Genomic DNA, 14,632 nt, shown 5'->3' on the forward strand with positions numbered 1-14,632 from the left:
GCGACCAAAAACGTAAATTTACTTGCAATCTATATAAGTAACGGAGATTAATTGACTTAATAAATAAATCGGAGAGGCTATGAAAAGAATTCCCATGAGCCGCAACAGAATCGACTTTCGCCATTTGCTGGCATTTGTTGAAGTGTGCGAACAGCGTCATTTCACGCGCGCTGCGCAAACGCTGGCCAAGTCGCAGCCCGCGCTTAGTGCGCTGATCGGCCAGCTTGAGGAAGATCTCGGGATTCCGCTGCTGACCAGAACCACACGGCTGGTGGAAATCACCCCTGCCGGAAAAGAGTTTCTCGTTTCGGCCAAGCGGATCGTAGCCGATCTGCAGAATGCCGTTTCCGAAATTCAGGACTTTGCGAACCTGCGCCGCGGCCGTTTGCGCGTAGCGGCGTTGCCGTCGCTGTGCATGGTGATCATGCCGAAGGTCGCCAACGTCTTTGCCTCCCGTCACGCGGGAATCGACATATCGATTATCGACGTTCCGGGTGACCAACTGGTCGAAGACGTGACCAGAGGCAGAGTGGATTTTGGCATCGGCTATGTCAGCGAAACGGAAATGGTCGTGAGCGAACCGATCATGGTCGATCGCCTTGTTGCGATCGCATCGAAGGAGCTTTTTGCCGGCAGAGACAGTCTCTCGTGGCGCGATCTTGAACAATTCAAGCTGATAGCGATGAGCCAGGGAACCACGATCAGAAGCTTGCTGGAAAGCGGGTTTCGCAAAGCAGGCGTGCAGCCGGACATCGTGCTTGAACCCAATTTGATGCCGACAGCAATTGCTTATGCCTCCAGTGGCCTCGGTGTCGCAATCCTGCCAAGTTCCGGCGTGCCCGACCATCTGGAGGGCGTCGTCAGATTTGACCTTGAGGATCCAATCATAGAGCGCAAGCTTTCGGTGATCCGCACCCGCGACAACCCCTTTGTTCCGGCTGCGGCGGCATTCCTGGATATTCTGCGCGAGGAATGCGGCGTGAACGGCCCCAGTCAGCTCGCCAAGGTTCCGTGAAAGGTCGATGCACGGCACATGAGACCTGCGCCTCTTGTCCGGTGCAGTCCGTTTGGCTTTGGCGCAATCGGCAGGAAGCGCGCCAGAGCGAGCCCCCTGCCAACCGATAAATTCCGAGATAAGCGACGTGACCATGCGCTCAGAAATCGACCGTCAATCGCGCATAGGCCTGGCGACCAAGGACATCGTGGAGCGACGGTAAATATCCAGTGAAGCCAGCCTGTGGGGGCTTTTGATCAAACAGATTCAGGGCGCCAATCGCGATCTTATATTGGCCGTTATCGCCCAGCTTGAGAGCATATTGGGCGTCGAACACCGTCCATGCATCAATGCGGCCAGTGCCCTGATCATCCTCTACCCCGCTGGTGTGGCGCATGAGAACATTGGCCGAATGACGTTGGTTCTTCCATGACAGTTGCAAATTGTCGCGGAATTTCGGCGCTGGCGCCCCCGGATTGGTTGCATTGCGACCACCAAGCGCATCGATGACGGGTGACCCCACACCCAGCTGCACTTCATAGGTGGTGATGAAGGTTGCGTTGTTCTCTATGGAAAAAGTGTTGAGGCCCACCTCCAGCGCATAGCCTGCGCGCACGTCAAAGCCGTTGGTGGCCGTCCGCCCGGCGTTGAAATAGCCGATATTGACAGCGAGCAGCCTGCCGAACTCGTCACGCGTGATACGCGGACCGTTCGGATCGGCATTGATCACCTGCTGCGCGGCTTCCAGCGTAATGCGGTCGGTGAACTTAAAGTCGAAGTAATCAACCGATAGATGCGTGCGCCGGCTTGGCGTTACGGTGAAGCCCAAATTGAAGTTTCGGGATTGTTCGGGTCGTAGATTGGGATTGGATACCGTCCTGATCGTGCGGAACGTCCCCTGATCGGTTGGATCAAGCGGATCGACTGTCTGCCCTACACCCGAGGTGACCGTATTGGTGACCGCCTGGCCCAGATCAGGTGCGCGGAATGCGGTGCTGTATGACCCGCGCATAGCGAGCCATTCGACTGGCCTGAAATTGATACCGATCTTGGGATCGACGGTGGAGAATTGACCATAATCCTCGTAACGGCCGGCAAGCTGGATATCGAGACTCTCGAAGAGTGGCAGATAGACCTCTCCGAACACGGACTTGATGGTGCGGCTGCCCTTGCCCGGCAGCGACTTGCCCTGAAAACCGAAGCGCCCGTTGATCAGGCCTGAGTCGAGAAATATGTCTTCGCTCTCTTCACGGATCTGGGTTCCGACTGCCACGCCCATCGTGCCGCCCGGCAGTTCCAACAAATCGCCCGACACAACCGCTTCGGCAAAGCGAACCTCTGATGTCTGTCCCCGCTGAAACGGCGTGAGCGTGTTGTAGCTGGTTCGTGGGTCGTTGGTCTGTTGATCCTGACCGAACGGACTGAAATAGACGCAGTTACCTTCACCGGCGACTTCGTTTGCTGAAGGCACGCCATTGGGACCGATCTGGCAATCGGGTCCGCCGAAACCATTGAACGCATTCTGCGCTGCGATCAGGTCGGTGTCGCTGCTGTGCAGAACAAAATGTTCTCGCGAGTAGCCTGCGGATACATCGTAACGCCAATTGTTGCCGAACGGCAGCAGCCCCTTCGCCCCGCCGATCAGGCTCATAGCATCGACATCGACCCGTTCGACCCGGTCAGGCGCGGTATTGCCCAGCAGCCTTCCGACAAAGGTCGCGTCGACACCATAGGGGTTGAACGGGTTGGAAGCGGGCACGACGAGCGAACCGGTGGTAATGGGAAAACTGCCTACCCCGAACCGTTCGGTGCCCTGCTGATAATAGCGGCCTTCGAAATAGAGATCGGAATCGTTGCCCAGCTCATAATTCGCGTCGGCATGGACGAGTGTAACGCGTGAGCGGGGCTTGATCGGGTTGCGCTGCTGGTAGCTGAAACGGCATGATCCCAGCGGGAAAGCGTCTGCGCCAGCATAGATGCCGCCAGTCGTCGGATCGGTGCAGTCGGGGTCGGCAAATTGCACCGTATTGCTGCCCGTTTCGGCGACTTGCTGATCGTAAAGCTGCGAATAATTGATCGGGCCATTTATGCCATTGTCGATGATGACATCACCGCCGCCGGCTGTTTGCGGACGGCTCCGCAACACATAATTGCCCGGCTGCGCGAGGCCCGAGGTGTTGTCGAAATTGGTACGACTGCGTTCATACCCCTGGAGCTTGTCCTGATATTCGTAACTCGCCGAAAGAACGGCATGGAACCGGTCGGTGCCGCCACCAACCATGCCCTGCACGATGTAACCGGGCGCATTCGCGATATCGGTATACTGACCGGACAGACGCACCCCATCAAAACGCTTGTTTGTGATGACATTGATAACGCCTGCAATCGCGTCCGAACCATACAGCGCTGACGCGCCATCAAGCACCGTCTCGACCCGTTCAACCGCAATCGAAGGAGTGAGCGCAACGAGATTGACATAATTATCGGTATGGGCGACGCGCCGACCATTGAGCAGAACCAGCGTGGATTGAACGCCCAGACCGCGCAGATTGGCGGAGCGTGTCGCACGATCATCGGCCCCGCCCCCGGCCAGATCCTGTGCGCCGCCGGTACTGCCGATATTCGCGGTGTCGAGCAAAAGCAGATCATCAACCCCGACCAACCCGGATTCGGCAATGTCTTCCTGACTCAGAATCTGTGTCGGTGATGAGAGATTTTCCTGGCTCTGCCGGGCAATGCGGCTGCCAGTCACAATGATTTCGCCAGTCTGCGCGCCATCGGCTGCTTCGCTCTGGCCGCTCGGCGCAATATCCTGTGCCTGTGTGGTACCCGGTGTGACGAGCGTTGCGGCGAGTGCGATCATGGAAACCGCAACCGAACCGTGACGCGTTGGAAAAACACGTTGAGCCATTCATCATCTCCTCTGCGACCTGGCTTCTGTGTCGAGCCGGTGCCGCGCGAGATCGACATTGAGCAATGTCCATCCATTAGTTAAATCGTAAAGTTCAATGGATTAATCCAGAAAACGAATGACTGGGTAAGCTAGGCGAACTCCTGAAGTTCTGCGCATTGATGCGTATTTGTGACGTGCGATGGCGGAGGTATGTAGCGAAAGAGACATTTGGTTCTTCGAGAAAAGAGCCGACAGTCGAGCGCCCCTGATGCACAGCGCTCGACCCAAATGGAGTAACGTGACGCGCCCGGCATCGGCTCGTTAATGATCCGATGCCGGGCGCCCTATTCACTGTTGTTTGGGAAGCCGCGCCAGTTCTTCGTCGAGAGCCTTCAACCGCTCTTCGGTCATGACCTGGGGCATATAACCCTTGATCGCGTTGAGGGTCATGCCACGCGCCATGCCGATTTGTGGACTGCTCACAAGATCTGGGAAATAGCGGGCAACAATCACCTGTGCCGCTGGATCATCGAGCATCTCGCCGATCGGCGTGGTGAGGCTATTATAATGCCCAGATGCGCGTGCATCCTTCATCCGCTGGCGTTCGGTTTCGATTTCCTCTCCCCATGGGTCCCTCTGAGGCACAGCGCGGCCGGAGACGGAGAAATCCATGATTTCATCACCTGACGTCGTATGCTGAGGCCAATAGGTATCGCCTGGACCGTTGGGGTTCCCGGTCTTGACGAAATTAAGGAGATAGCTGCTCACCGTCTTGCCGGCCGCAATGTCCTTTGCGGTCGTCGCATCACCATATTTGATCTCAGTGTTGTCGAAGAAATAGGGGATTTCAGCTGCGTGCTGCGCACCGGGCATATCGATAGAATCCGCCACATAGGAAAAGCGGTATTCCCAGACGGGAATATCTTGATCGGCGATCACACCAGCGGCATCGCGTGCGCCAGCGATCATGAAACCGCTCTTCCCGCCCATATCGGCGCTTGTTGCCCCGATCACCATCGGCACCTTGGCATAATCGCCCGCCTCATAGGCTTCATCCATATCGACAATGACGGTACCGTCGACAAACGGGCCAGTGTAGGTTTCCGGACCATCCTGGCGGGCCATCATGCTCAACCCATCGGTGACTTCCTCTGCCGACAAGTCCCGCAGACGTGCGAGCGCATCGGGGGCATCGGGATCGATGTCATAGCGACGGGCGAAGTTCTCACCGACCTGCTCGACCTCGGCCAGCGTCTTGCCGTCTTCGGATTTGCCGTTTCCGCCAGACATCACGACTGCGCGTTGAAACAGCCCCTCCGTCATCGGCGAAGTAACCAGACTATGCACGGACATACCCCCGGCACTCTCGCCAATGATCGTCACATTTTTCGGATCTCCGCCAAAAGCAGCAACATTGCGCTGAACCCATTTGAGAGCCGCGATCTGATCCATCGTGCCGTAATTGCCAAGCTGGCCATCATCGGGATTCTCGGCGGTGAGCTGCGGCAAAGCGAAGGTGCCGAACCGCCCGACGCGATAGTTGAAGCTGACAAACACCACGCCCTCACGCGCCAGATGGGCACCCGAATAGGTGGGCGGCGATGCGCCCCCATTCACGAACCCGCCGCCATAGATCCAGACCATCACGGGGAGATCTGTCTGCTCACCCGCCGGTCGCCAGACATTGGCATAGAGGCAGTCCTCGGCCGGTTCCGTGCCGAGCGGTGCAGCGTCACTCGGAAAGGGGATCTGCATACAGTCATTGCTGTACTCGGTCGTGTCGCGAACGCCCGTCCACGGTTCCACTGGTTGCGGCGCGCGCCAGCGCAGATCATCCAGAGGAGGCTGTGCAAAGGGAATACCCTTCCAGCTCAGCACGCCATCCTCCTGATCGCCGCGGATGGTACCGCTGTCGATCTGCGTTTCGGTTGATTGGGCGAACACCGTCTGCGGCACAGCCATTCCGGCGGTCCCCGCAAGCAGCATCATAAATATCTTGGATCGCATCATTTTCTCTCTTTTATGGCAGGGTGGAGAATACTGTTCCGCACTCACCCAAGCAGTTATTCATCCCGCTGCGTTAGAAACCCATCGAGATTTGCAAGGTCACCGTCCGACCGAACGGTGACGAGTAAGCGGCATTAAACACCGAGCCAGCCGTATAGGCTAGACGCGGCGCCTTGTCGGTGAGGTTCTGGATATTCACCGATCCTCGCAGATTGCTCAAAATATCGCCCAGGCGGCCATCAAAATCTGCCCTGTAGCTCAGGTTCAGATCGAAGGTGGTGTAGGACCCGATTTCAACCGGTGCGACCGATTGCGCCTGATCATCAACAGCTTGATCATTGGTATAGCCGCCCGTGTAATTGGCGAATAAGAGCGCGCTAAAGCCATGATAGTTCAATCCCACAGAACCACGCCCGCGCCATTTTATCGGTGAACTGTAATAGCCGAGGCGATCCATGAAGGGATCATCGGGATTAACCTGCTGCTCGTTCGACAGCACGGTATTGGTCGCAAGGTTGAAAGTGATCGCCCCACCGTCGATCGGGTGGACGTAATTGGCTTGCAGATCGAGCCCATCCTGCCGGGTAGCGGCGAGATTGGTGTTCCGCCCATCCAGCAGAACCGCGACCCCGCAGGGATTTGGAAATCCATTGCCGTAAAGCAATGTGCGGTCGAGGAAACCAGCGAGCACGGGATCGTAGGTCGACGGATCGCCAACGGTACAGCTGGCCGGATTGTTGATCGGATAGATGAAATCTGCATATCCGAGATAATCCGGGTAGCTGAGCGGATTGAACAACGCGCCAAAAACATCCGGAGAAGCGATCCGGTCTTCATACACAATGTTATAATAGGTCGCGGAAAACCGCAGGCCGTTAATCGGCTCGAAATCGCCGCCAATCTGCCAGGTTTCCGCGCTTTCGGGCGTGATGACAGGGTTCGCTCCGGTGATATAGCCGACGGTGATCGGCCCTTGCGCAATGCGCGGGTCCGCACCGTTATAGAAATAACCGAATGTACCGCCGCTTGATATCGCACTGGGATTGACATCGGGCAGGTTCGGCGCGCGGAATGACGTTCCCCATGACCCGCGTAATGATAGCGCATCGGATATTTCCCAAGTGCCGCTGATCTTGGGATTGGTGGTGCTGCCGACATCGGAATAATCGTCATAACGCACGGCGCCGCTCACCGTCAGCGACTGTATCAGTGGCACGTCCATATCGTCCGAAATCAGGGGAACATATATCTCCCCGAAAGCCGAGTTAATGGTCCGGTCTCCGCGGCTCGAATTCTCATCCGTATCGAGCTGGAACGTATTATCATAAAGACGATTGGCGCCGTTGATATTGTAATTGTAAACCTTGTTGCGTTCCCCGCCGACAGCCGCGCGCACGGTTCCCCCCGGCAACTCGAACAGGGGGCCATCAAATTTGACCACCAGGTCATCAATGCCACTGCCGCTGCGCTGGATATTGTCGCCGGTGATGCTGGCAATGAGGGCCGGTGAAAGCCCCGTTACATTGTCGAGCGGATTAATCGCGCCAATATCAATCTGATATTGCAGCGCCGCGAAATTGATGTTGGTGCCCAGCTGACAATAATTGCAGGCTTTGTCGCGCCCGTAAGTGTAATAGGCATCCATCTCCCACTGCCAGGGAAGCTTGACGGTGACACCCCCGGTAATGTGGTACGATTTGTTATCGCCGGTCCAGTTGTTGAGCCCGATACTGTCGATCATGTTATATTGAACCGTCAGCGCATCGGCAGCCAGGCCTTCAATATAATAGGGGTTGGGTGTGTCAGTGGGCGTGTTCGTGGCTGGGTCGTAGAGCACGGGCCGCAGCTGCACATTCGTTATGACCCCTTGGGACGTCGCCGAGATCGTGCTGCGTTTATTATAGCTCCCCTGCAGGAAGACTTCGACCGAACTGCCAAGTTCCTGACGCAGATAAGCGCTGACCTGGTGCCGCTTCATCTCGCCGGTGTAGTCGCTGAAATCGCTTGAATCGAGCAGGTCCGGTTGGTTCAGCGCAAGATCCGCCAGAGTCAGATTGGCATTGGTACCTTCCGGAAGCCCATAATAGAGGTTCGCGCCAGCAAGGGGGATCGCCGAATTCGTCGGAGGAAGCAGCGGTCCGGGGCCGTCCGGATCAGCAGTGGGGACGACGATGTTGCCGTTAAATCCGGCGGTCGCAGTGGTCCCGTTGAGCCGATCATCATAGCCGCCAAACCGGGTGAGATCCTGCCGCAGATAAGGGTTCTTGCCGCGCCGATAGGCATCGCGATGCGAATATTCATAACTTGCGATGATACTGCCACGACCAAGCGACCCGGCTTCCCAGGTAGTCCCTCCGGTGATGCTGGGGGTCAATTCCCATCCACCATTGGAATTGCTGGCGCGAAAGGTTGCCTCAAGCCCCTCGTAATCCTTGCGGACCACAAAATTAACCACCCCCGCGACAGCGTCCGAACCATAGATCGCCGATGCCCCGTCAGCGATCACTTCGACGCGCTCAAGCGCAGCGAGCGGAACGACATTGGCATCGGTGAATGTCTGCGAAGCACCGGTATTGCTAATGCGGTGACCATCGACCAGTACCAGCGTTGCGGCTTGCCCCAGGCCGCGCAGATTGATCGCGTTGCCCTGTTGATTGTTGTTGCCGCCCTGCGTTCCGCCCTCGCGGAATTCGCCAAGATTACGCACTTGTGGCAGCGTCCGGACCACGTCGGCTGCGTTGGTCTGGCCCGTGGAGTATGATGGCTTGCCTGTCCAGTGTGATCGCTTCACTGCCAACCGGTTTCACGCCCGATATGTTCGTGCCAGTTACGACGATCACCTCGTCGCCCAGAAACACCTCGTCTTGCGCACTATCCGATATCGCTTCGTCCTCTGGATCCAGCTGTTGAGTAACCGGGCCAGCGCCCGTACCAGCAGTTTGCGCATGCGCGGCCGACCCCATCAAGACTACACATGCGAGCGCCGTGCTGCTGACGCACGTAGACAGCCGAGTTTTGTTGCAATTCACTTTCGAACCTCCCCTATGACGGCGAATTTTTTCGCCTGCCTGAGCTCGTATTCCGGGGGAAATCAGTTCTTGATCCGCGCACTGGAAACGAGCTCCGGCGCAGTATTGACTGCAAATTTAAAGGCAGCAAATCACTATTTGCCGCGTATTTATCAGTTAAACGGATAAGAATTTTGTCTTTTTTATCCACCCGACTGATCAATCGATCATGTAAATCGTGTTGAATTCACGTGCGCATGCCGACACTATTATTACCGGAACCGCGATAGTCGGGAGAGGAAAGCACATGAAGAATAGAATTTGGATGGCCGGCCTGCTGATGGTGGGAACTGCATCGGTTGCGTGGACCGGCGAAGCGAATGCGCAGGAGAAATCGGCCACTGCGGAAATGGTTGAAGGCGAACAGCCCTGGATGAACGCCGCCCTTCCTTCGGAAAAGCGCGTCGCGCTGTTGTTGTCACAAATGACGCTTGAGGAAAAACGCACCCTCATGATGGGTTATTTCGGGACCGACTTTCCGCCGCGAGGGTCCAAGGCACCGGAAGAAGCGCGGCAGGGGTCAGCCGGTTATGTTCCAGGGGTCCCCAGGCTCGGCATTCCGCCGCAATGGCAAACTGATGCCGCGATCGGCGTAGCGACCCAGGGGTTGGCGCCGAAGAAACGGGAACGGACTGCCTTGCCCTCCAATCTTGCCATCGCGGCGAGCTGGGATGAAAAATTAGCCTTCCAGGGCGGACAGATGATTGGTGCCGAGGCACGCGCATCAGGCTTCAATGTCATGCTCGCAGGCGGCGTCAATCTGGAGCGCGAGCCACGCAACGGGCGCAATTTCGAATATGGGGGCGAGGACCCTCTGCTAGCCGGAACTATTGTCGGATCGGCCATCGCCGGAATTCAGTCGAACCATATCATCTCGACTGCCAAACACTATGCGATGAACGATCAGGAGACTGATCGAAATGCCGTTAGCGTGATTATCGATCACGACGCCGCCCGGATGTCAGACCTGCTCGCCTTCAAGATCGCGATCGAAATAGGCAGCCCCGGTTCGATCATGTGCGCCTACAACAAGGTTGATGGCGATTACGCGTGTGAAAGCCCGTGGCTGCTCGACGAAGTGCTGCGCGAGGACTGGAAATGGCCGGGCTACGTCATGTCCGATTGGGGCGGCACCCATTCCACTGGTCCGGCATTGCGCGCCGGACTTGACCAGCAGTCGGGCTACCCCTTCGATGCCAGTGCATTCTATGGAGCAGATCTGAAGGCGGCGATCGAATCCGGCTCCGTTGCACCTGAATTGGTTGACCGCGCGGCCTCGCGCATTCTCTTTGCAATGTTTGAACACGGCCTGTTCGATCACCCCATCACCGAAGCGGCCATGACACTTTCGGACGATCTTCTGGACCATGGGGCCGAGGTAACCCGCGCAGCAGCGAGCGATTCGATCGTGCTGCTCCAGAACAGCAACAATCTGCTTCCGCTCACCGATGCGCGGCGGATCGTCGTGATTGGCGGGCACGCCGATAAAGGCGTGCTGGCAGGAGGCGGCTCTTCCCTCGTTTATCCGGTAGGCGGCAATGCCGTGCCGGAAGCCGAACCGCGGATGTGGCCAGGACCAAAGATGTTCTATCCCTCTTCACCGCTGGAGGCACTCCGTCGCCGTCTGCCGAATGCCGAGATCAGCTTCGTCGACGGCACTGACCGCGCGGCGGCCTCCGAGGCTGCACGTACGGCCGACGTTGCGATCATATTTGCCACTCAATGGGCGGCTGAAAGCATCGATGTCTCGCTGACGCTGCCAAACGATCAGGACGAACTGATTGAAGACGTTTCAAGCTCCAATCCCCGCACAATTGTGGTGCTCGAAACCAACGGTGTCGTGCTGACCCCGTGGCGCGAAAAAACGGCGGCGATCATTGCCGCCTGGTTCCCCGGCACCGAAGGCGGCGAAGCCATTGCCGACGTCCTGACCGGTGCGGTCAATCCATCAGGGCATCTGCCAGTTACATTCGTCGACAGCCTCGCTCAGCTGCCCCATGTCAATCCACCGGCGGCGACCGAAGTGAAATATATCGAAGGCGCGATGGTTGGCTACAAATGGTACGAAAGCCACAAGGAGAAACCTGCTTTCGCCTTTGGTCATGGCCTGTCTTACGCCAGTTTTGACTATGGCAAGCTTACCGCACAAACGGCAGGCAGCTCTGTCACAGCACGCTTTCACATCAAAAACACCAGCAAGCGCGCCGGGAAGGATGTTGCGCAAATCTATGTATCGGGACCTGGCATAGAAGCCCCCAAGCGGCTAGCCGGCTTTGAAAAGGTGGAGCTTGAACCGGGCGAAAGCAGCTCGGTGGCAGTGCTGCTCGATCCACGCACCTTTGCAACGTTCAACCGCGCACAAGGCGGCTGGAATATCACTGGTGGCACCTACCAGGTACATCTGGCACGCGCCTCTGACGATGTGGTGGAGAGCGTTTCCATCGAGATGCCCACTATGCCCCTGACGCCCAGGTTCTGAACCGGCACATTGCGCTTCCCACAAAACAGTTCAGCGCAGCATTCCAAGACTGCTGCGCTGAATTTCATACGCCTCTGCGGAACGGAGGCACGTGCCCGTTGAAACTCGGTGCGTCCAACAAACCTTAGTTTGCCCCCCTTTGAGAAGGGGCCTGTCGATTAAAGCGAAGGGAGAAAAGGTGCGCCCGACATGAATATGATGGGCACTGTAATCACTGGGAAATTACTGTTCCGTTGAACGGACAATGCCGAGCTGCACCAGATCTCATTCATTGCATGATCTTTTCAAGACGAGCGACAGCGGACCTCACGCGGACACCATTTGACGGTCTGCAATTCAGGACAATCCGGAACGGCGGCTTTTGGGGATGCCGAATGGGATCGCGGACGTTCCAGACGGCGAGCCGGTGCGTCAGCTTCGCGCCCTAGTATCGGACGTAGCGTTCCGAATTCTTAGTTCCCAAGAGCGGACATTATCCCAGGCCATTCCGGCCCAGGAGAATGACAATGACTTACTCACAATTTGACCCAGTTGCGCAGAACCGTGTGCCATGGAACTTTGGCGCTAAAATCGGGCCCAAGCGTCCGTTCAATCAAAAGCAAATATGGGCGATCCGGTTTTTCCTGGATCGTGAGAAACGCATTCGGGATCGAGCATTGTTTGATCTAGCGATCGACAGCAAGCTGCGAGGCTGTGATCTCGTCGAGCTGAAGATTGGCGATTTGGTCAGTGGCCCAGAGATCAAGACGCGAGCCACGATTACTCAGCGCAAGACCGGTCGGCCCGTTCAATTCGAGATCGCAAAAGATGCGAGAGAAAGTCTGTTCGCATGGCTAGAAATTAGAGGCGGAGCAGTCGAGGACTATGTCTTCCCGAGCCGAGTTGATGCTTCGCGCCATCTAAGCACGCGCCAATATGCCCGCCTCGTTGACGAATGGGTCGACGCGATCGGACTGCTGCCAGCGGAGTATGGGACTCACTCACTGCGTCGAACCAAAGCCTCGATCATCTACAAGGCTACTGGCAACATAAGGGCGATCCAGATTTTGCTTGGTCACTCGAAGATCGAGAACACCGTCCGCTACCTCGGCGTAGACATCGAAGACGCTCTCACGCTCGCGGAGAAGACAGAAATCTGACATTCAAGCGGTCGCCTGGAGACTCTGGGTGGCCGCTTCCAGGTTCACTGTCACGCGAGTTTCACGGGAATGATGGGGTGGAAAGCGGACAATCAGCCATCGACCTATTTTGCTACTCTTCGACCCTCTCGTTTCCGAGGAAACCAAAGTTCAACCGATCTCTAGTGGACGCGTAAGCAACTACCGACAGGAGGTTCGAATATCGCTCGGCAAAGTCCTCATAGTCGGCGGATGCGTTTGGCGGATCGAAGAGAATACCGTCACCTGAAACACGCAATGCCGCTCCCGGTTCTAAGCCAGCGTGCACCTCAAGTGCCTCGGCATAGTCTTTGAGTGAACCGAAGTCTTCGCGCTCTGGAAAGCCTTCCCATAGGCCGACCTCCTTCAGCGAATCCTCAAACATCACCATCATTTCAGGTCGGGCTAGCTCCGAAGCGAAGTCCATATAAGCGGCGAACATCGCACCGTCTTCAAACCTGACAATCTCGTAGCCAGAGGCCTCGCTAATGCATTTGAAATCATCTGTGGTCGCGCCAGCGCTCGACGCGATGACGATCTCGATGCTTTGGAGGTAATCCTCGTATCTGACGCTGAACCCGCCACTATTGAGGCCACAGTCGAGCAATCGCTGCTCGATGACCTGTTCTTGCGTGGACAAAGGTTCAGGTGGGACATCAATCACTACTGCTTCTTAGCGCGAAGCCGAATGTCCGCAATGGGGTCGTATCCGGAAAGGCAGATTTTAATCAGAAAATCGCCAAAGCTGCCATTTCGGCTTTCAGAGAAGCGCGAGAAACGATGGTACGGCAAAAAAGTCGTGGAAAGCGGTCTGGCAGCTTACGAAGGCTTAACTGCGGTTCACGCAACTTTCATTGGTCATTGCACGATGGGAACGGCATCCTCCATCAGCCAAAAAGTTGTGGTCTCCTCCGAGCACCAAAACCCTTCGAAGCTTTCCCCTATTTGAATATCCCGCATACGCTCCTGGGTGCCGAACACCGCCGTGTAAAAGCTGTCCCAGTGCACCCAAGCGAGCAATGATCGATCAGGTGCGATGAGCCGCCTCGCGCCCCATTTCGGCAAATCGTCCCTTGTCTCCCAAGAGGAACAGTCGGCTAGAGTGGTCAGCGATACTACGATCTCATCTTCGCCAAATTCATCGCCCACAATGACCTCCGACAGACCGGCGCGTTGGAACAGGGAGACGAGATCGGCCTCCATTGTCGGCTGAAAATAGCCTTCAGTCGGCAGGAAAATTCGTTCTTGGCGGCAATAGGTAACTAGCCTCTCCACGGCTGCCCGATCTTCAAGGTCGCGTCGAAGCCCCAAGATGTTGGTCCTCAAAGCACGGTCGAGAGCGCGATGATCGGGCAGGTTTAGTTGCTGGCAGATTGTTTGCCATCGGATTCGACTAGCAAATCGCTTTGTGATGTCGGCGAGAGAGCCGTGGGGAATTTCCTTTCCGGCACGACGTTCGGCTCCGAGCACATCCATCCACTCGAGCAAATTCACGTCATCGGGGCGGTCCGATCCGGACATGACCAACGTTCCGTAATCGCACGTGGCCGGATCAAGGCCGTCGACGGTAAAAAACGGATGCAAGGCCACGAAGCCGTGGCTGAACGCACCGCGATACCAAGGCAGCATTGCGGCATCGTCCGGTGGTGCGAGCTTGCTGCGGTCGAAATTGTCCATGGCGCTCAATTACACAGACAGCGGGATCTGTCTGCTTTGCGCTCTTTTAACCTGCCACCACAATGACCGCAACGGGGTCGGGAGGAGACTGTCCGGTTTCCGCCGCCGATAACTCAAGAGCTGCCGTTCCGCTAACGGCCCAGGTGGCGCCATAATTGGCCGCGTGAATGAACGGCAGTTTTCGAGGGACAAGCGAGGCATCGTGAATGCCGCCTTTGTTGGCGGCTGAAGACAACACTGGGCGTGAGTATCACTTGCCGGAACCAGCTCGCGTCGCTTTGCCTGCCGCAAAATCGGATCCGCCGTGCTGGAGTTCCTCTCGCAATGTCTGGACCAATCTGGCGGCCGGCATGGCGC

The 14,632-nt window shown here is 56.8% G+C and carries 9 protein-coding genes; 3 read left to right on the top strand and 6 right to left on the bottom strand.

Features of this window, described 5'->3' with window-relative positions; genetic code table 11:
- Positions 1–94 precede the first annotated feature (94 nt).
- Positions 95–1,015, top strand: coding sequence for a LysR family transcriptional regulator (locus tag GRI91_RS11220; RefSeq protein ID WP_160736749.1), 921 nt, complete (start codon positions 95–97; stop codon positions 1,013–1,015).
- 139 nt (positions 1,016–1,154) lie between these two features.
- On the opposite strand, the gene GRI91_RS11225 is transcribed toward GRI91_RS11220, so the two are convergent.
- From GRI91_RS11225 to GRI91_RS11240, 4 genes are all read right to left on the bottom strand, one after another.
- Positions 1,155–3,905, bottom strand: coding sequence for a TonB-dependent receptor plug domain-containing protein (locus GRI91_RS11225; protein WP_160736750.1), 2,751 nt, complete (start codon positions 3,903–3,905; stop codon positions 1,155–1,157).
- A 330-nt stretch (positions 3,906–4,235) separates the two neighbouring features.
- Positions 4,236–5,897, bottom strand: coding sequence for a carboxylesterase/lipase family protein (locus tag GRI91_RS11230; RefSeq protein WP_160736751.1), 1,662 nt, complete (start codon positions 5,895–5,897; stop codon positions 4,236–4,238).
- A 70-nt stretch (positions 5,898–5,967) separates the two neighbouring features.
- Positions 5,968–8,622 carry a TonB-dependent receptor domain-containing protein gene (locus tag GRI91_RS11235; RefSeq protein WP_160736752.1) on the bottom strand — a complete coding sequence of 885 codons (2,655 nt, stop codon included), beginning with the start codon at positions 8,620–8,622 and terminating at the stop codon, positions 5,968–5,970.
- The gene (locus tag GRI91_RS11240; RefSeq protein ID WP_160736753.1) at positions 8,594–8,857 is read right to left on the bottom strand and encodes a hypothetical protein; all 264 of its coding nucleotides are present in this window, start codon (positions 8,855–8,857) and stop codon (positions 8,594–8,596) included. The genes GRI91_RS11235 and GRI91_RS11240 overlap by 29 nt, the downstream gene beginning before the upstream one ends.
- A 352-nt stretch (positions 8,858–9,209) precedes the next feature.
- Between GRI91_RS11240 and GRI91_RS11245 the strand changes: the two genes are divergently transcribed.
- Complete coding sequence (locus GRI91_RS11245) at positions 9,210–11,441, top strand: beta-glucosidase family protein (RefSeq protein ID WP_237437802.1); 2,232 nt, start codon at positions 9,210–9,212, stop codon at positions 11,439–11,441.
- A gap of 506 nt (positions 11,442–11,947) precedes the next feature.
- On the top strand, positions 11,948–12,580 hold the full coding sequence (locus GRI91_RS11250; protein WP_160736754.1) for a tyrosine-type recombinase/integrase: 633 nt from the start codon (positions 11,948–11,950) through the stop codon (positions 12,578–12,580).
- A 112-nt stretch (positions 12,581–12,692) separates the two neighbouring features.
- Here GRI91_RS11250 and GRI91_RS11255 read toward each other — a convergent pair whose 3' ends face one another.
- Together GRI91_RS11255 and GRI91_RS11260 are read right to left on the bottom strand one after the other, a co-directional pair.
- Positions 12,693–13,262, bottom strand: a complete 570-nt coding sequence (locus GRI91_RS11255) for a hypothetical protein (RefSeq protein ID WP_160736755.1) — start codon at positions 13,260–13,262, stop codon at positions 12,693–12,695.
- A 194-nt stretch (positions 13,263–13,456) separates the two neighbouring features.
- Positions 13,457–14,275, bottom strand: coding sequence for a DUF2711 family protein (locus GRI91_RS11260; protein ID WP_160736756.1), 819 nt, complete (start codon positions 14,273–14,275; stop codon positions 13,457–13,459).
- Between the last annotated feature and the right edge of the window lie 357 nt (positions 14,276–14,632).

The sequence above is a fragment of the Altericroceibacterium endophyticum genome, from assembly GCF_009827595.1.
GTDB lineage: Bacteria > Pseudomonadota > Alphaproteobacteria > Sphingomonadales > Sphingomonadaceae > Altericroceibacterium > Altericroceibacterium endophyticum.

Coding starts and splice junctions, on each gene's coding strand:
- GRI91_RS11220 (WP_160736749.1), top strand. CDS start 95: ATGAGCCGCAACAGAATCGACTTTCGCCATTTGCTGGCATTTGTTGAA.
- GRI91_RS11225 (WP_160736750.1), bottom strand. CDS start 3,905: ATGGCTCAACGTGTTTTTCCAACGCGTCACGGTTCGGTTGCGGTTTCC.
- GRI91_RS11230 (WP_160736751.1), bottom strand. CDS start 5,897: ATGATGCGATCCAAGATATTTATGATGCTGCTTGCGGGGACCGCCGGA.
- GRI91_RS11240 (WP_160736753.1), bottom strand. CDS start 8,857: ATGGGGTCGGCCGCGCATGCGCAAACTGCTGGTACGGGCGCTGGCCCG.
- GRI91_RS11245 (WP_237437802.1), top strand. CDS start 9,210: ATGAAGAATAGAATTTGGATGGCCGGCCTGCTGATGGTGGGAACTGCA.
- GRI91_RS11250 (WP_160736754.1), top strand. CDS start 11,948: ATGACTTACTCACAATTTGACCCAGTTGCGCAGAACCGTGTGCCATGG.
- GRI91_RS11260 (WP_160736756.1), bottom strand. CDS start 14,275: ATGGACAATTTCGACCGCAGCAAGCTCGCACCACCGGACGATGCCGCA.